Here is a 17,574-nt window from a genome sequence, read left to right as displayed (position 1 = left end):
CTTCATCGTTTTGGTGCGGGTTTTCGCTCCGAATCTTTAAACTCAAACATCAAAAAAATAGGGTTTACTCTGCGATTGATAGTACAAAGGGTTGGCTTGAGGCAGCAAATCCTTTGCGCTGTGGGTGTTATTGTACGTGAGGCACGATGTTTCAGCCGTTTTTTTTAGTGGATGGTCGTTCGGTTTTGGTGTTGTTCCATTTTTTGTTGCCTTCTGTTTGGCACCACCTGTGGGGGGGCTTGTTGAGGTCGTTTAGTTTTTCTTGATGGTTTTTGCTTTTTTATCCACGACAGTTGCGATGGTTTTAGTCGCAGTTTTTGATTTGTCCACCACTTTCTTTTCGATGATTGCGGATTTCAGGTTGTTTGCTTGTGGTTTAGGGGCGGGTGGCGTTCTGTCGTTTTTTACACTTGCTTTTTGAGCGGTGTTGCTTGCTTGTTTGCTTGGTTTTTCAACGGGTTTGTTGGCCACAACCAGGGTTGTGATTTTACCCTTGCCTTTGCTTGGAGGGGTGTTGACTGGGCTGGCCTTGATGGTTTCTTTTGCGGTTGTTTGGGGGGCTTTAGCAGTCACTTTAACCGCTGCCTTGCTGACCGTTGCGTTGCCTTTTTCTTTTGATGCAGGGTTTGCTTTGGTCGTAGGGGCAATTTGTTTGGTTACGGGTGTCGGTTTGGTTGCTGGTTTTACGGGGATGTCGATAACTTTGGGGGCTGCGGGTGGCGTGTAGTTGACTTTAACTATTTTGCCCATTGTTTGATTGGTGTGTGCAGCGACCAATGGTTTGGCCATGGGTTTGATGTCGGCGATGTTGACTTTTCGAATGACGGGTGCAGCTGCAACCTTAACCGCTGGCTTTTCTGGCTCAATGTTGTTTTCTGCAAGGGTATTTTCGTTCTCAATGGCTTTAAATGCATCGGGACTGAACGGGGTGAGGCTGTCATTGACAGGGGGGGCTGCGGCTGTGATCGCAGGGGGTGTGTTCACCAGAATGGGGGCAATGGCAATGGGCGCGGTGGTTGGGGCGGACGCATTGAGGCTGCTCAGCGGTACATTTACGGCTTTGGGTGTGCTGACGATGTCTGGGGTGTTGACTTGGGCGGCGATGGCCGTTGGTTGTGGTTCAAAGATTAAAGGGGCTGCGGGCGTTGTTGGACGCGCCTCAGGTGCGTTTGCGCTGGCGGCCAATGCGTTGAATAAATTTGAATCTGTTGATGGGGTGTTGTTTGAATCGATGGCTTGAGCAAGGTTGGCAGGCGCGACCACTTTGCGTGGGGTCGCATTGACAATCAGTGCACCCGATGCCGCGACGGGATCGCGTAAACTGTTGGGGTTGTTTTTAATCAGCTGCGCCAAATCGTCGCTGCTGTTTGAGAACGATAAGCCAGGCCCTGTGTTGACAGGTGATGTGCTGGCAAATAAGGCGGCTGCGCTGGCAATGCCGCTGCGTTCTTGGCGGGTGGTGTCATCCGAGTTTAAAGCCAAAATGGGCTGCTCAACGGTGTAATCTGTCCCGAAGCCGATGCCACCTGTGGTTGTGGTCAGGCCTGCGCTGAGGGCTTGGTAAGGGATGTCTTGGTTGGTTTTGTTTGATGTGCGTGGCACAAGCAGGCTTGAGCCCGCTTTGACGTAAGAGTGGTATGACGGGATGCTGTTCAGGTAACGCAAGTTGTCTTCGGTGGTGTTGAATTGCGCAGCGATGTCAACCAAGGCTTCGGTGTTATAGGTTGAGTAAGTGGTCAGTGTGGCCAATGTGCTGGAGCGGTCGCTGAGCGCGTTGCGCACGGCTTCTGCGCGGTTGGCTGGAACCAAAATGCGACTGCCCAAGGCCGCAGCGATGACGGGTTTTTTGAATGCGGGGTTGATGCGTTTAAAACTTTCCAAATCCAAGCCCGAGAGTTCTGCGGCTTTGGTCAAATCGATGTCGCGAGTGATGGAAACCACTTCATGGCGCGAGTCCGTTGCCACATCAGGCAAGCTGATGCCAAAGCGTTCTGGGTTGGAAACGATGTTTTTAATCGCTTGTAATTTGGGCACATATTGTTTGGTTTCCGCTGGCATGCGAATGTCTTCGTAAGTGCCCGCCAAGCCTGCGGCTTGGGCACGACTGACGGCTTTGGTGACATTGCCAGGCCCCCAGTTGTAGGCCGCGAGTGCAAGGTGCCAGTCACCAAATTGATCGTGCAAGCGTTGTAAAAAAGTCAAAGCGGCGTCGGTGGAGGCCACCACGTCATTGCGTTGATCGGCAAAACGGTTTTGCTCCAATGAAAAGTCACGCCCAGTTGCTGGCATGAATTGCCACAAACCCGATGCTTTGACGGGCGAGCTGGCGGTGGTCACAAATGCCGACTCGACAAATGGCAGCAGAGCGATCTCACTCGGCATGCGGCGTTTTTCAACTTCGTTCATGATCAACGGCAAAAAATCACCTGAGCGCGATGCCATGCGGCCAACATAATCGGCACGGGTGGCGTAGTACTCTTCTTTTCTGGACACTTCGTCGTTGATCAAATCGGGCATGCCGAAATTGTCGCGCACCCGTTGCCACACATCTTTTGAGTGGCTGCGCGAGCTGTTGTATGACGAATCTTTGCGCATGTTGCTGGGGCTGTGATTGTCGCTGCTGTAGTCGTTGTTGCTGGCACACGCGGCCATCAGCAAAGCGGTTGCGCATACACTTAGGGTGCGCAGGTCACGCGGTGCGAAGTTGAAAACACTTAACATCTTTTTGAACATATTAAAATCCTGTGTCTGCATGTGGGGATGCAGCGGGCTGGGCTGAGGCCGATTCAAAACTGATTTTTCAGTTTGCGGCACAGCGTAAAAGCGTCAAGCGGCGAGCGGATGCACACATCCACTTCGCCGCGACGCAAGGCAAATTCGGTTAAAGCATCAACCCATGCCGCTTCCATGGTGAGGCAGCGCATGTATGGGTTGATTAGTTTCTCGCGTGCAAGGGTGCTGGGTAAACTCGGCTCTCCACGCGCTCGCGCATATTTTACCTCATTATTGTATGTCCGCGTGTCTGCGTGCGAGGAATCTATCGCCAATGCGTACTCCAAATTCGCTTCGGTGTACTCGTGCGCGCAAGCAATCAAGGTGTCTTCGGGCAATTGCATTAAACGTGTGTAGGTCTCGACATACTGCGCGTTGTCACCATCAAAAATCCGGCCACAGCCCGCAGAAAAAATGGTGTCGCCACAAAATAAGATGGGATGCTCGAATGCATTGGGTACAAAATAACTGACATGATCATAAGTGTGCCCATGTGTCGCCAACATCTGTACGCGCACGTCTGAAAAGCTCAAAGTCAGCTCAGTCGGTGCAGTGAGATTTTCAGTCAGAGAAGGAATTCTTTGCGAACTGCCAATCACTCGGCCTGTCAAATGGGGCAATAAATCGGCAATCCCACCCACATGGTCGTGGTGATGGTGTGTGATCAAGATGTCTGCGAGTATCAAACCCTGTTGCGAGATATAATCCAGCACAGGCGCAGCCAATGACGGGTCAATCACCCACGCATGGCGCGTGTTGTGGAACAGCCAAATGTAATTGTCTGTTCTGCAAGGCAAAATGTTTAAGGTGTAAGGCATGGCTTGGCTCTTTAACTGGACACTGTTTTAAAGTTTGGACTATTTTTCTGGGTAAAATATGTAGTGCGTATGTACTCATGGCTCAAAAGGGCTTAAATGAAAACCATCTGACTCATTGGGTGTAAAAATGAGTGTAAAAAGCCGCAAAACCATGCATCAATAAATGACGGGGCATGATGTGGCTGCGGTTCAGCCATTACCCTGCATGATAGACCCATCACGGTGAGTTGAGATGGGTTTACACTGTTTGCACTGTTCATACGGGGTTCGTATTTGGGTTTGGTCGGCAGGGCGTATTGGGTTGTTGCGAGTGCTTATGCCGAGTGCGTCTGGCATGCCGTGCAATAATTCTAACTAAGCATCGTGAAAACACTTTTTTCTTTTGCGATGCATGACAACAGAGGGCAGGAATGAAGTCACAAATGAACTGGGAAGGTGCCGCAGGGGGGTATGTGACGGCATGGGAAACCGAATTGCTCAATGCTTGGGTGGCCGATGCCTTTGGTTTTTATGCGGCTCAACTGGGGCACACGGCACGCATTCAGGCCTTGACGCACAACCGTTGTGCCGAGCGTTGGGCGGTGGAGGTGGGTGAATCTCGTTTTGAAAATCACAATGGGGCGGCGATTAAGCCCGTTGAAGTGGGTGATTTCACCGTGTTGCCCTTTGCTTCAGACAGCATGGATGTGTTGGTTTTACCTCATACCTTGGACGACCATCCTGATCCGCATGCTGTGTTGCGCGAGGCTTATCGTGTCTTGCGCCCAGAGGGGCGGATGATCATTCTGGGTTTTAACCCTTTCAGTTTATGGGGAGCAGAGGCAATGTGGTGCCGTTGGCGTGGCAAGACTTGGTGGGCGTATCGACATCAAGCTTTGCATGTGCGTCGTTTAAAGGACTGGTTGCAGTTGCTCAACTGCGATGTCATGCAGGGTAAATTTGGTTGCTACGCACCGTGTGTCAGCACTGAAAATCGCCTTGCACGCAGCCGCTGGCTCGAAGATGCTGGAGACCGCTGGTGGGGCATGGCGGGAGCGGTTTATGCCATGATGGCGGTTAAACGTGTATACTCGCCGACCTTGGTGGGTTTAATCAATGAGAAAAAAGCCAATGCGCGTTGGGTGGTGCAGCCTGCATTGCGCAATCGTTTGAATGTGCGTTTAAATGCGATGGCGATACAGCAAGCCATTTTTTACCCCAAGCCAGAAACCCAACAGACCGTACAAGAATGAACACGAATGAACACGAATGAACACTAAAACTCACGCACTCAAACGAATTGAAATGTACACCGATGGGGCTTGTAAAGGCAACCCTGGTGTGGGGGGGTGGGGCACATTGTTGCGCCACACGGCACAGGGTACGGTTCACGAAAAAGAATTGTTTGGTGGGGAAGGGCACACCACCAATAACCGCATGGAGCTGCTCGCCGTCATCGAAGGGTTGAAGTCCGTGAAGACCCGTTGCCAAATTGAGGTTTACACCGACTCGGTGTACGTGCAAAAAGGCGTCACGGAATGGTTGGTCAATTGGAAGGCGCGTGGTTGGAAAACCGCCGACAAAAAGCCCGTTAAAAACGATGACCTTTGGCGAGAGCTGGACAGCATGCTCGGTGCGCATGAGCTCAGTTGGCATTGGGTCAAAGGTCATGCGGGGCATGTGGACAATGAGCGTGCGGATGAGTTGGCAAACCGCGGGGTGGAGAAGATGAGAGCCCAATCCTAAAGCTAAAGCGACTGGTTGTCACAGAATCAATCGCACCAAACATTTTTTATTTGCATTGGCCGCACTTGCGTGTGGCCTTATTTTGAAAGAAACGCCATGCGCCACGTCATACTTGATACCGAAACCACAGGTCTCGATCCAAACCAAGGTCATAAATTGGTTGAAGTCGGTTGTGTCGAAATGATCAATCGCCAATTGACTGGGCGGCACTTTCACCACTACGTCAATCCACAGCGTGACTCAGACGAAGGGGCGTTGAATGTACACGGCTTGACCACTGAGTTTTTGAGTGATAAACCCTTGTTTAAAACGATTGCCGCAGATTTGATTGAGTTTGTGCGTGGGGCAACGGTGCTGATTCACAATGCATCATTTGATACCAAATTCATCAATGCCGAGCTGGCATTGTTGGGTATGGACAAAATCGACACCTGCTGCACGGTGGAGGACACGTTGGCGATGGCCAAGCAAATGTTCCCTGGTAAGCGCAATAACTTGGATGCCCTGTGCGACCGATTGGGCGTGTCCAATTCTCACCGTGTCTTGCATGGCGCTTTGTTGGATGCGGAAATTTTGGCTGAAGTGTATTTGGCGATGACCCGTGGGCAAGAGACTTTGAGCATGGCATTTGCCAGCGGTTCGTCGAGCAACGGGCGCAACAGCAAAAAAATCGATGTCCGCCAACTGGAATTGCCTTTGATTGTGGTCAATGACGACGATGAGGCCGAGCATTTTAAAGTGCTTGAAGTGCTGGCAAAAAAATGCAAGACGGGGGCGGTTTGGGCCGATGCTGAACCCATCGAGGGCCTTTCACCTCAGTAAAAATGCAGTGCGGTGTGTTTCAATTTGTTGGTTTCACTGCATGTTTTAAAAATTCAATCAACGACGCACTGTCGCCGAAAGCATGCACATTGGGAGATGAGCGCAACCAAGTCAATTGCCGTTTGGCCAACTGTCGTGTCGCCGCTTGGCCTTTTTCCACAAGCTCAGCATAGCTGCACAGACCGTCCAAATGCGCCCATGCTTGGCGGTAACCCACACATCGCATCGCCGTCATGCTGGCATCCAAGTCGCCGCGCGCGCGCAATGCGTGCATTTCATCTAAAAAACCGTCTGCCAACATCTTGATGAAACGGGCATTGATGCGCTCATGCAACATGGCGCGTGGTTCGGGAATGAGGGCGGTCAAATGGGGGGTAAAGGGCAGCTCAGGCGGTGCATCGTTTTGCTCTGCAATCAATTGCGACATAGGGCGCCCCGAGAGGTGAAAAATTTCCAATGCCCGTGAAATGCGTTGCGCATCGTTTGGGTACAACCGTGCTGCGGTGATGGCATCGATGCGAGCCAGCTCTTCGTGCAATGCAGGCCAGCCGATCTGTGACGCGCGCTGATCGATGTGCGCCCTGAACTCAACATCGCCTTGAGGCAGTTTGGACAAAGGTTCAAGCAGTGATTTGACATACAACATCGTACCGCCTACCAGAACCGGAATGCGGCCTCGGGCATCAATCTCCGCAATCAAGCGTGTGGCGTCTTCGGCGAATTGCGCGGCAGAGTACGCTGCGGTCGGCTCGATGATGTCAATCAAATGGTGCGGTGCCACCGCCAGTTCTTCGGCCGATGGTTTGGCGGTGCCGATGTCCATTCCTTTAAAGACCAATGCCGAATCAATGCTGATGATTTCAATGGGTAAATCGTGCGCCAAAGCCAATGCGGCGGCTGTTTTACCAGAAGCGGTGGGGCCAAGGATGAAAAGGGCGTTGGGTTTGGACATGGTGTTGGGCTGCGATGCTGGAGAAGCTCGAATTATATCGGGATTCCCAAAAGTAAACCCTGCTTTAAAGGGGTTTAAGTTTTTGGCTGTTTTTGTTTGTGTGAGGCAAACCAAAGAGCGATGGAAAAACATGGTCTGCTTTTTTCAATACGGTGTGTCGGATGTGGTGTGATGTTGTCCGAGTTTCAGCGGCGGCATAGGCATTGAAGGGGAAGTGCAGGCTCACATTGCATTGTGCCATCAAGAAGGGCGTGGGCGGAGCGCAGCCACTCCGTTGTCAAAAAACCAAGGCCAAGGCCTTGGTTTTTACTTCGTCATTTAAGTATTTAACTGAAATGTCAATGTGAGACATCCCATTAAGATTTCAGTTTGGCCAACAATAACTCATTCACTTGGGCTGGATTGGCTTTGCCTTTGGAGGCTTTCATGACTTGGCCCACCAGGAAGCCGAAGCCTTTTTCTTTGCCCGCGCGGTACTCTTCGACGATCTGGGTGTTTTTGTCCATGATCTCTTGAATGATGGCTTCAATTGCGCCGACGTCCGACACTTGTTTCAAGCCGCGTGCCTCAATGATGGCATCGATTTGCGCATCGCCCTGTGCTTGCTGTTCGCCGACCCACACCGCAGCGAAGACTTCTTTGGCCAGTTTATTGGATAAGGTGCTGTCTTGAATTTTTGCGATCAATTGTGCCAAACGCAGCGCAGAAACCGGGCTGTTGCTCAGTTCGATTTCTTCTTTGTTCAACGTGGCGGCCAAATCGCTCATCATCCAGTTGGCGACCATTTTGGCATCGGGCTTGGTCATGGCTTTGACGGCGGTTTCAAAATATTCGGCGTGGGCTTTTGAGGCCGAGACTTGTTCAGCGTCGTATTCGGACAGGGCGTATTCACTCACGAAGCGAGCTTGCAATGCGGCGGGCAGCTCCGGCATGGTGGCGCGCACGCGTTCACGCCATGCGTCGGAAATGACCAGTGGTGCAAGGTCTGGATCAGGGAAATAACGGTAGTCGTGCGCGTCTTCTTTGGTGCGCATGACGCGGGTGACGCCGCTGTTGGGGTCAAAGAGTACCGTGGCTTGCTGGATGCGGCCACCGTCTTCAATGATGCGAATTTGCTCATTGATTTCGTAGTTGATCGCATCTTCGAGGAATTTAAAGCTGTTCAGGTTTTTGATTTCGCGGCGTGTGCCGAGTTCTTTTTGACCCACTGGGCGAACTGAGACGTTGGCGTCACAGCGGAATGAGCCTTCTTGCATGTTGCCATCGCACATGCCCAACCAGACCACCAAGCTGTGCAGCGCTTTGGCGTAAGCCACGGCTTCTTTCGCGCTGTAAATGCAAGGCTCGGTGACGATTTCGAGCAAAGGTGTGCCTGCGCGGTTCAGGTCGATGCCGCTTTCTTTGTCAAATAATTCGTGGGTCGATTTGCCCGCGTCTTCTTCGAGGTGGGCGCGAGTCAGTTGCACGGTTTTTTTGTAGGCTTTGTCTTTCTCGCCGACATTGAAGCTTAATGTGCCGCCGATGACCACGGGCAGTTCAAATTGACTGATTTGATAGCCCTTTGGTAAATCGGGGTAAAAGTAGTTTTTACGGGCAAAGACAGACATGGGCGCAACTTCTGCATCGATCGCCAAGCCAAAGGCAATCGCTTTTTCAACGGCGGCTTTGTTGAGCACAGGCAGAACACCTGGCAAAGCCAAATCTACCGCGCAGGATTGGGTGTTGGGTTCTGCGCCGTAAGTGGTTGAAGCGCCTGAAAATATTTTCGACGCGGTGGACAATTGTGCATGGGTTTCTAACCCGATGATGACTTCCCAGCTCATTTAAAAACCTCTTGATGCAATAAAAATACAGTTATAAATACAATGATGTGTGTTGTTGATGTGTTTGATGTGACTCAAATAAGATTCAAATTGGTGCACTCATCCACTCTTTTTTGGTTGGCAGTTGCCCGTTTTTGGATCAAGTAAAACAGGTAGAATTTTGTCGTTGGAGCGGCACAATTTCTTGCAAGCGTACACGGCGACGGTAACGTGGTCATCGTCTTGCCAAATGTACACATGGCACTTTTTATCTTTTTTCGATTGCAAATCGGCAATCGGTTGGTTGGATGTTTGCGTGAAATTTTTCAGCTCGAAACGACAGGCGCTGCCATGTGGTTGAGCGGTCCAATCCAGTGCTTTAACATCGTTCTTTTCCACTTCAAGTTTGATTTTGTCGCCATAACCATCGACTTCGCGTTGTTGGCAACTGCCTTTTACGCTCACAGGCCCTGTGTTTTTTTGAGGCAATTGTTGTACCACTGCCTCAGGCAATGTGGTTGTTGCTGAGTTGTGGGTGTTGCAGGCCAATAATGTCAGCGTGCTGAGCCCCAAAACAGCAAGGCGAAAAGGCTTTAAAATCATATGTGTCCTATAAACGCATGGCGTTGAACGGTTCAGTTGCTTTTGCCCATGCAGCCACCCGTGAGGGGGTTAAGCAACACAGGTAACATTTTATCATTGGCGGCACACAGGTTTTCGCAGGTGTTTGTGGCGACCGTGATGTGATTGTTGTCTCGCCACACATAGATGTGGCAATTCCTGTCGGTGTTTGATTGCAAATCAGCCACTTGGCGGTTGGGCACTTGGGTGAAATTTTTGAGTTCAAAGCGACATGATCGATTGTCTGGTTTTGCCGTCCAATCCAATGCTTTGATTGCATTGCTGTCTACAATCAGTCTGATGTTGTCGCTGTAGCCATCGACTTCTCGTTGCTCGCAGTGGCCGTTGAGGGTGACTGGGGCGGCGTATCGATAGGCTGAACGATTGCTTGTGCTGCAAGCGAACAACGCACCCGTGATCAGCAGCAAGGTGAGTAAACGAAGCGGTGGGTGCATGGATGGGCGCATAACAATAAACCTTTATTGCGCCAGCGCTGGTGTGCGTTGATGCCAATGGGTGTGTTGTTGGAAGGCATGAGCCACTTGCAATAGGCGCGCCTCATCAAAATAATTGCCAATGATTTGCAGGCCAATGGGCAAGCCACTGGCATCAAAACCACATGGCACGCTCATGCCGGGCAAACCCGCTAAGTTGAGGGACAGCGTGTAAATGTCGGCCAAGTACATTTGCACGGGATCACTGGATTTTTCGCCAAGCGCCCATGCAGTTGTCGGTGCGACAGGCCCCATGATGACGTCGCATTGCGCCAAGGCATTTTGATAGTCTTGGGCAATCATGCGGCGCAGGCGTTGCGCTTGCAAATAATAGGCATCGTAGTAGCCGTGTGAAAGCACGTATGCGCCGACCAAGATGCGGCGTTGCACTTCCCAGCCAAAGCCTTCGGCACGGGTTTTGCGGTACATGTCTTCGAGGTCGGTGTAGTTCTCGGCGCGGTGGCCATAGCGCACGCCATCGAAACGAGACAGGTTGCTTGAGGCTTCTGCGGGGGCAATCACGTAGTAGGTTGGGATCGACAGTTCAGTTTTGGGCAGGCGCACATCCACCACGGTGGCGCCGAGTTGAACATATTGATCAATGGCCGCCAAAGTGGCTGCTTTAACTTCTTCATTCAAGCCCGCGCCATAAAATTCTGCAGGCACACCAATTTTTAAACCTTTGAGCGGCTGAGATTCGGTGGCATCAGCAGAGAAGTTTTGGGCCAATAAGCGGGTGAAGTCTTCGTCATCACGTTCCATTGAGGTTGAGTCTTTTTCATCGAAGCCCGCCATGGCATTGAGGAGGAGCGCGCAATCTTCCGCCGTGCGCGCCATGGGACCCCCTTGATCCAACGACGACGCATAAGCGATCATGCCATAGCGCGATACGCGCCCGTAAGTTGGCTTGATGCCTGTGATGCCTGTGAATGAGGCGGGTTGACGGATGGAGCCGCCTGTGTCTGTGCCCGTTGCGCCCAAGCACAAACCTGCGGCGACGGCTGCGGCTGAGCCGCCCGATGAGCCGCCTGGTACCGTGAGTGGATTCCACGGGTTTTTGACCGCGCCATAAAATGAATTTTCATTGGATGAGCCCATGGCGAATTCGTCCATGTTCGCTTTGCCGACACAAACGGCACCTGCTTGAGCCAAGCGCGCAACAGCCGCGGCATCAAATGGGCTTTTGTATTTGGCCAAAATCTTTGACCCTGCTGTGGTGGCGAAGTCTCGCGTGACGAAAACGTCTTTGTGTGCGAGCGGTATGCCTGTGAGTGCACCCGCAGCACCATTGCTTAAAGCGTTGTCTGCGGCGGCGGCTTGCGCCAATGTTGCGCTTGGGTCAACGGTGATGAACGCATTGAGGTCTCGGTGAGTCTCAATGCGTGACAAAAAATGTTGAGCGACTTCGGTCGCAGATACTTTTTTGTTGATGAGTTCGGTGCGCATTTGCGCGATGGTCAGGGTGTGCAACATGGTGTACCTAAGAGGAGAATGCTGTGTTTGTACTGGAATGATGGGGTGCGGTCATGCGTTGTGTGTTTTGGTTTGGCGGGTTTGGGTCATCATCAATATCTGCCGCCGTGCCCGCTAGTTTACTCAATGACTTTTGGCACCAAAAAATAGCCTTCTGCGGCTTGTGGCGCGTTGGCCATATTGGCTTCGCGGTTGTTGGTTTCTGTGACGGCATCGGTGCGCAAACGCTGTGAAACTTCGGTCATCATCGCAATGGGATGCATCAGTGGAGCCACGCCCGTGGTGTCGATGGCTTGCATTTGATCAATGAGGTTGAAGATGTTGCCCAAGTGGGACAAAGTCTGGTTTTCTTCTGAGGCGTCCAGCTCAAGCTGCGCCAATCGTGCGACTTTGCGTACGTCGTCAAGGGTGAGTGCCATAGTGTACCTGTGTAAATTAAACATTCAATTGAATTGCCTGAAATTGTACCGTAAATGCTTGGGCTGTGGCGACAGATGTATGTGAAAGGAGACACGGTCATGCCTTATCCCACCGATCAATGGCGCGCTGGGTGACTTTGATTCATGCCCCCGTCAGATGAGTGCGGCGCAGATGCATGGTGTTTGACCCCTATTGTGCATTGGGTCTGTGTTAAAGTTGTGCCCAATGGTGGGGAAGGTGTGAGGCGCAGCCCGCATGTGAACTGACCAGGCCGTGCGCCATGCTCAACCCATGCGCTTGATTTTTATTCATTGATTTTCATCCAATTACACATGTCTCGTTTATGTCCACAGCCAACTCTTTAAAATCCATCGTTTTCTCATTGATTGCCAATGTGGCAATTGCCAGTGTCAAACTCTTCGCCGCTTTGTTTACCCATTCGGGTGCGATGCTGGCGGAAGCCATTCATTCCTTTGCCGATTGTTCCAATCAGCTGTTGTTGATGTGGGGCATGAAGCGCGCCGCACGTGCCCCCGATGCCGATCATCCAATGGGTTATGGCAAGGAAATGTATTTTTGGTCGTTCATCGTGGCCTTGTTGTTGTTCAGCATGGGCGGTGTGTTTTCTGTGTATGAGGGGTGGCATCGTTTCCACAGCGAAGAACCGATTGAGAACCCCTTACTGGCGATTGGCATTTTATTGTTTAGTCTTGTTTTAGAAGGCTTTTCTCTGTGGGCGTGTCTGAAAGAAATCAATATTGAGCGCGAGCATCGCAGTGTGTTGCAGTGGGCAAAGGAATCTCGAACCAGTGAATTGCTCGTGTTGTTTGGTGAAAATGGTGCGGCACTGATTGGTTTGAGCATTGCTTTGCTGGCGATAGTGGCCACGCTCATCACGCACAACCCGATTTATGATGCCATTGGTACCATGGCGATTGGTGTGTTGTTGATTTTAGTGGCGTTGTTTGTGGGCATACAAACCAAGCGTTTGCTGGTGGGTAAAAGCATGGACCCTGTGGTGTTGGATGATTTGGAGCGTTTTGTCCGCGAACAGCCTGAAATCAAACGGATTCATAAAATCATCACCATCCAGTTCGGCAGTGACGTGATGGTTGCGCTCAAAGCGCAGTTGATTGACAGTGCGCAAACGCAGGGCGAAATTATTGCCATGGTCAACGGGGCTGAAGTTCGAATTAAATCAGCGTTTCCTGCTGTGAAATGGATATTTTTTGAGCTGGACTCAGAGGCGTGAGCATCATAGGACTTTGAGTCCAGCGGGTGCTGGGTGGTTAACTGTCCTGATGGAGCGCTTGACTCATTCGCAGTAAAACTTCGTCATATTGAGACACGAGTTCATCAATTGCCGAGACTTCCAGCCCCAAACTGCGCAATAAACCATCGCGTAAATTATAAATCCAGCTGTGTACGGTGATGGCTTGTCCTCGATCCCAAGCGTCTTGCACGACAGTGCTGTGGCAGGCATTGACGACTTGTTCAAGCACATTCAGCTCACACAAACGATCAAACTTAAGGGCTTGATCTTCAACTTGATTGAGCAACAGGGTGTATTTGATGCGTGTGTCATGGATGTGTCGCAACCAGTTGTCGGCCAAGCCAACGCGGTTGTTTTCGAGTACGCTTTTTACGCCGCCACAGCCATAGTGACCACAAACAATCATGTGCTTCACTTTTAACATGTCCACCGCGTATTGCATGGCGGACAGACAGTTCAGGTCGCTGTGAACGATTAAATTGGCCACATTGCGATGCACAAACACTTCGCCTGGCAACAGGCCAATCAGCTCATTTGCAGGGACGCGCGAATCTGCACAGCCAATCCACATGTATTCTGGGTTTTGTTGTAAAGCCAGTGCTTCAAAAAAATGGGGTTCGGCGGCACGCGTGCGTTCAGACCACGTGCGGTTGTTCTCGATTAAATGTTTGAGGGTTGTTTTGGGTGGATCAAGTGGATGGAGTGGATGGAGTGGATTGAAGGTTTTGATCATGGTCACTTTCTTTGAAAACTTGTTGCTGTGATGGCCGTAATGGGGCTTAAGGTGCGTGGGGCAAGGCGTTACGGTTGTTTGTAGCGTCTGTATTGCCCCTCCTTTTATTTTCTATCTTTCCTTAATGTCCTTAAGTGGATTGATTAACGGCGCTTCGTGCTGCTGCCAAATAAACTGCCCAGCACGCCACGCACAATTTCTCGTCCCAAATTGCTGCCCACACTGCGCATTGCACTTTTGGCCATGGCTTCGACCACGCTGTCGCTGCGCGATGATTTTTTTGAGCCGCCAAACAAGCCGCCAATTGAATCAAACAGGCCGCCACCTTCGTCGGCTTTTTTGGCTTCTGCTTCTTCTACTTGTGCCGCTTGTGTGCGTGCTTGCAATTTTTCGTACGCTGATTCAGGGTCAACGGTTGCTTCGTACACGCCAGCAACAATGGAGTTTTTGATTAAAGCAGCACGCTCTGCATCGGTTGCGGGGCCGAGGTGTGAGGGCGGCGGCAGCATGAACACACGTTGGGTGATATTTGGACGGCCTTTTTCATCCAAGGTTGAAACCAAAGCTTCACCAACGCCCAGCTCGGTGATGGCGGTGGTGATGTCCAAATCGGGATTTTCGCGCATCGTCGTCGCCGCAACTTGCACCGCTTTTTGATCGCGTGGAGTGAAGGCGCGGAGCGCGTGTTGAATGCGATTGCCCAGCTGACCTAACACGGTGTCGGGGATGTCAATTGGGTTTTGCGTGACGAAATACACGCCGACGCCTTTTGAGCGAATCAAGCGCACAACCTGTTCGATTTTTTCGAGCAATACTTTGGGAGCGTCGTTGAATAGTAAATGGGCTTCATCAAAGAAAAATGCAAATTTCGGCTGATCCACGTCGCCGACTTCGGGTAAAGTTTCGAACAGCTCCGACAGCATCCACAACAAAAATGCGCCATACACGCGCGGCGAATTCATCAGTTTATCTGCGGCCAGGATGTTCACGACACCTTTACCATCCACTGTTTGCATCATGTCGGCGATGTTGAGCATGGGCTCGCCGAAAAACTGCCCCGCGCCTTGCTCTTCGATCGCCAATAAGCCACGTTGTACCGCGCCAATCGAGGCTGCCGAAACATTGCCGTAAGTGGTTGTGAATGTTTTCGCATTCTCACCCACGTAGGTCAACATGGCCCGTAAGTCTTTTAAGTCAAGCAGCAATAAACCATTGTCATCCGCGATGCGGAACACCATGTTCAGTACGCCTGTTTGCGTGTCGTTCAAATCCAACATGCGCGATAACAGCAATGGTCCCATGTCGCTGATAGTTGCACGCACGGGATGGCCTTTTTCGCCAAACACATCCCATAAAGTCGTCGGTGCCCCTTGATAATCAGGTTCGGGCAAACCCAAGTCCTTCAATCGGGCGATGACTTTCTCATTGCCGCCGCCTGCTTGGCTGATGCCCGTTAAATCGCCTTTCACATCCGCCATGAACACAGGCACGCCCAAATCCACGAAGTGTTGTGCCAATGCCTGTAAACTCACCGTTTTTCCTGTACCCGTCGCGCCCGTGATGAGCCCGTGACGATTACCCATTTGCGGTAAAAAAGTGACTTCAATTGCTGAAGATTTGCCGATGAGAATCGGGTCTGCCATGGGAGCTCCTTGAGTGGGCATGGGCGAATACGTGCCGCATGCTCGTGTGAAAAAATAACCGTCCGATTATAAACCAAAGTGTCACAGCCATGCAGGATGCTTTGGATATTGATCGGCGGGCTCGTCTCGCATTCGATGGCGCCGGTGATTAAGCATGCCGTGATGTTTGGGGTTTCCGCCTGTGCTTATTAAAGGGGGCAAGTGGCGCACATTTAACGACTGGTTTTGTGTGGCATGCGGTGTTAAAATGTGCCTTTCTGATTCACACATCCATTCAATCGTTAAGAGAGCACAAACATGGCAGGTCATAGCAAGTGGGCAAACATTAAGCACAAAAAAGCGCGCGCCGATGCAACACGCGGGAAGGTGTGGACGCGTTTGATTAAAGAGTTACAAGTTGCGGCGAAATCGGGTGGGGGCGATGTGTCGGCCAATCCGCGTTTGCGTTTGGCGATTGACAAGGCCAAAGGTGCGAACATGCCGAATGACAACATCAATCGTGCGGTGGCGCGTGGTGCGGGCGCGGGTGAGGGCGAAAACTATGAAGAAATTCGCTACGAAGGTTATGGCATTGGTGGTGCGGCGATCATCATTGATTGCATGACCGACAATCGCACGCGCACCGTGGCCGATGTGCGCCATGCGTTGTCGAAACACGGTGGTAATTTGGGTACAGATGGTTCGGTGGCGTTCATGTTCAAACATTGTGGCCAGTTTATTTTTTCACCCGAATACACCGAAGATCAAATCATGGAAGTGGCTCTCGAAGCAGGTGCTCAAGATGTGATGAGTGATGCGGAGGGCGTGATTGAGGTGTTGTGTGATCCGATTGATTTTGAGGCGGTCAAGGCCGCTTTTGAATCGGCGGGTTTGACGGCTGAGGAGGCCGACATCACGATGCGCGCCGAAAATGACATTGAGCTCACAGGTGATGATGCGGTGAGCATGCAAAAAATCTTGGATCGTTTGGAAGATTTGGACGATGTGCAAGAGGTCTACACCAATGCCGTGATGGATGTGGACGATTGATGTTGGGTTGCGTTTTGAGTTGAGCCGTTGCGATGCAACGGCTTGTTTGTATCTGCCTGTTGTATTTGTGGGTGCTCGGCTGTATTTTTCGCTGTTTGTATTCAATTTCTGTCAAAATGTTTCGCCTTGTACTGCTCAAGCAAGGTGCTGGTGTTTATTTTTATGATTACAATATCTTTAGGAGTTGATATGCCGCGTTTGTCCAATAAAGTTGCCATCATCACGGGTGCTGCCCAAGGCATTGGTTTAGCCACTGCACGTAAATTTGCGTCAGAGGGTGCGAAAGTGGTGTTGGTGGATATGAATGAGGCCAGCTTGCAGTTGGCCCAAGCAACATTGCAAGCAGATGGTTTTGCCGCAGACATTGCCGTGGTTAACGTCACAGAGCGTGCTCAGGTTGATGCGTTGGTGAGCAAAGTGGTGGCCGATCATGGTCGGATTGACATTTTGGTGAACAATGCGGGGATCACGCGCGATGCCCGTTTGATTAATATGACCGAAGCGCAGTTCGATCAGGTCATCAGTGTCAATTTGAAAGCGGTGTTTGCGTGTTCGCAGGCGGTGGCGCATGTGATGTTGGCACAAGGTTCTGGTGTGATTTTGAACGCTTCAAGCGTGGTGGGCTTGTACGGGAACTTTGGCCAAACCAATTATTCTGCAAGTAAATATGGTGTGATTGGCTTCACGACCACGTGGGCGCGTGAATTGGGCCCGAAAGGCATTCGCGTCAATGCGGTGTGCCCAGGTTTCATCAACACGCCGATTTTGGAAACCATTCCAGAAAAAGTATTGGACACGATGAAGGGTCAGTGCTGGCAGCGTCGATTGGGGCAGCCTGAGGAAATCGCCAATGCTTATGCCTTTTTGGCGTCAGAAGAAGCGAGTTACATCAACGGTGTGGCTTTGGAAGTGTCGGGCGGTTTGTCGATTTAATCCCAAATGCATCCTAAACATGACAAAAAAACCGATGGCATCCCCATCGGTTTTTTGTGCGTGG

General features: G+C 51.2%; 16 protein-coding genes. 6 read left to right on the top strand and 10 right to left on the bottom strand.

Features of this window, described 5'->3' with window-relative positions:
- Window positions 1-252: 252 nt before the first annotated feature.
- Window positions 253-2,733: a transglycosylase SLT domain-containing protein gene (locus tag DTO96_RS01045; RefSeq protein ID WP_157964291.1), complete on the bottom strand. Its 2,481-nt coding sequence runs from the start codon at window positions 2,731-2,733 to the stop codon at window positions 253-255.
- A gap of 53 nt (window positions 2,734-2,786) precedes the next feature.
- On the bottom strand, window positions 2,787-3,590 hold the full coding sequence (gene gloB / locus DTO96_RS01040) for a hydroxyacylglutathione hydrolase (protein ID WP_114561795.1): 804 nt from the start codon (window positions 3,588-3,590) through the stop codon (window positions 2,787-2,789).
- A gap of 422 nt (window positions 3,591-4,012) precedes the next feature.
- Between gloB and DTO96_RS01035 the strand changes: the two genes are divergently transcribed.
- From DTO96_RS01035 to dnaQ, 3 genes are all read left to right on the top strand, one after another.
- On the top strand, window positions 4,013-4,822 hold the full coding sequence (locus DTO96_RS01035) for a class I SAM-dependent methyltransferase (RefSeq protein WP_192879004.1): 810 nt from the start codon (window positions 4,013-4,015) through the stop codon (window positions 4,820-4,822).
- Between the two features lie 16 nt (window positions 4,823-4,838).
- Window positions 4,839-5,315, top strand: coding sequence for a ribonuclease HI (gene rnhA, locus DTO96_RS01030; RefSeq protein ID WP_114561793.1), 477 nt, complete (start codon window positions 4,839-4,841; stop codon window positions 5,313-5,315).
- Window positions 5,316-5,411: 96 nt separating this feature from the next.
- Entirely contained in the window at window positions 5,412-6,137 is a 726-nt protein-coding gene (gene dnaQ, locus DTO96_RS01025) for a DNA polymerase III subunit epsilon (protein WP_114561792.1), read from the top strand.
- A 19-nt stretch (window positions 6,138-6,156) separates the two neighbouring features.
- Here dnaQ and miaA read toward each other — a convergent pair whose 3' ends face one another.
- From miaA to gatC, 6 genes are all read right to left on the bottom strand, one after another.
- The gene (miaA, locus tag DTO96_RS01020) at window positions 6,157-7,089 is read right to left on the bottom strand and encodes a tRNA (adenosine(37)-N6)-dimethylallyltransferase MiaA (protein ID WP_114563863.1); all 933 of its coding nucleotides are present in this window, start codon (window positions 7,087-7,089) and stop codon (window positions 6,157-6,159) included.
- 356 nt (window positions 7,090-7,445) lie between these two features.
- Window positions 7,446-8,912, bottom strand: coding sequence for an Asp-tRNA(Asn)/Glu-tRNA(Gln) amidotransferase subunit GatB (gene gatB / locus DTO96_RS01015; protein ID WP_114561791.1), 1,467 nt, complete (start codon window positions 8,910-8,912; stop codon window positions 7,446-7,448).
- 99 nt (window positions 8,913-9,011) lie between these two features.
- Entirely contained in the window at window positions 9,012-9,494 is a 483-nt protein-coding gene (locus tag DTO96_RS01010; protein WP_114561790.1) for a hypothetical protein, read from the bottom strand.
- 32 nt (window positions 9,495-9,526) lie between these two features.
- Complete coding sequence (locus DTO96_RS01005) at window positions 9,527-9,967, bottom strand: hypothetical protein (RefSeq protein WP_114561789.1); 441 nt, start codon at window positions 9,965-9,967, stop codon at window positions 9,527-9,529.
- A 24-nt stretch (window positions 9,968-9,991) separates the two neighbouring features.
- Window positions 9,992-11,476, bottom strand: a complete 1,485-nt coding sequence (gatA, locus tag DTO96_RS01000) for an Asp-tRNA(Asn)/Glu-tRNA(Gln) amidotransferase subunit GatA (protein ID WP_192879027.1) — start codon at window positions 11,474-11,476, stop codon at window positions 9,992-9,994.
- 122 nt (window positions 11,477-11,598) lie between these two features.
- Window positions 11,599-11,898, bottom strand: a complete 300-nt coding sequence (gene gatC, locus DTO96_RS00995) for an Asp-tRNA(Asn)/Glu-tRNA(Gln) amidotransferase subunit GatC (RefSeq protein WP_114561787.1) — start codon at window positions 11,896-11,898, stop codon at window positions 11,599-11,601.
- Between the two features lie 344 nt (window positions 11,899-12,242).
- Here gatC and DTO96_RS00990 point away from each other — a divergent pair, with 344 nt between their 5' ends.
- Window positions 12,243-13,151, top strand: coding sequence for a cation diffusion facilitator family transporter (locus DTO96_RS00990; protein WP_114561786.1), 909 nt, complete (start codon window positions 12,243-12,245; stop codon window positions 13,149-13,151).
- 37 nt (window positions 13,152-13,188) lie between these two features.
- Here the strand turns inward: DTO96_RS00990 and can are convergent, their stop codons facing one another.
- Window positions 13,189-13,905 (bottom strand): carbonate dehydratase, encoded by a 717-nt coding sequence (gene can / locus DTO96_RS00985; protein ID WP_114561785.1) that lies wholly within the window; start codon window positions 13,903-13,905, stop codon window positions 13,189-13,191.
- Between the two features lie 143 nt (window positions 13,906-14,048).
- A complete protein-coding gene (locus tag DTO96_RS00980; protein WP_114561784.1) occupies window positions 14,049-15,548 on the bottom strand; it encodes a helicase HerA-like domain-containing protein in 1,500 nt (499 codons plus the stop codon).
- 297 nt (window positions 15,549-15,845) lie between these two features.
- Between DTO96_RS00980 and DTO96_RS00975 the strand changes: the two genes are divergently transcribed.
- A complete protein-coding gene (locus tag DTO96_RS00975) occupies window positions 15,846-16,577 on the top strand; it encodes a YebC/PmpR family DNA-binding transcriptional regulator (RefSeq protein ID WP_114561783.1) in 732 nt (243 codons plus the stop codon).
- A gap of 189 nt (window positions 16,578-16,766) precedes the next feature.
- Window positions 16,767-17,510 carry a beta-ketoacyl-ACP reductase gene (locus DTO96_RS00970; protein ID WP_114561782.1) on the top strand — a complete coding sequence of 248 codons (744 nt, stop codon included), beginning with the start codon at window positions 16,767-16,769 and terminating at the stop codon, window positions 17,508-17,510.
- Window positions 17,511-17,574: the final 64 nt, after the last annotated feature.

It is taken from the genome of Ephemeroptericola cinctiostellae, from assembly GCF_003339525.1.
GTDB classification, from domain to species: domain Bacteria; phylum Pseudomonadota; class Gammaproteobacteria; order Burkholderiales; family Burkholderiaceae; genus Hydromonas; species Hydromonas cinctiostellae.
The sequence above is the reverse complement of the archived record's forward strand: the minus strand, read 5'-3'. Positions and strand labels throughout refer to the sequence as shown.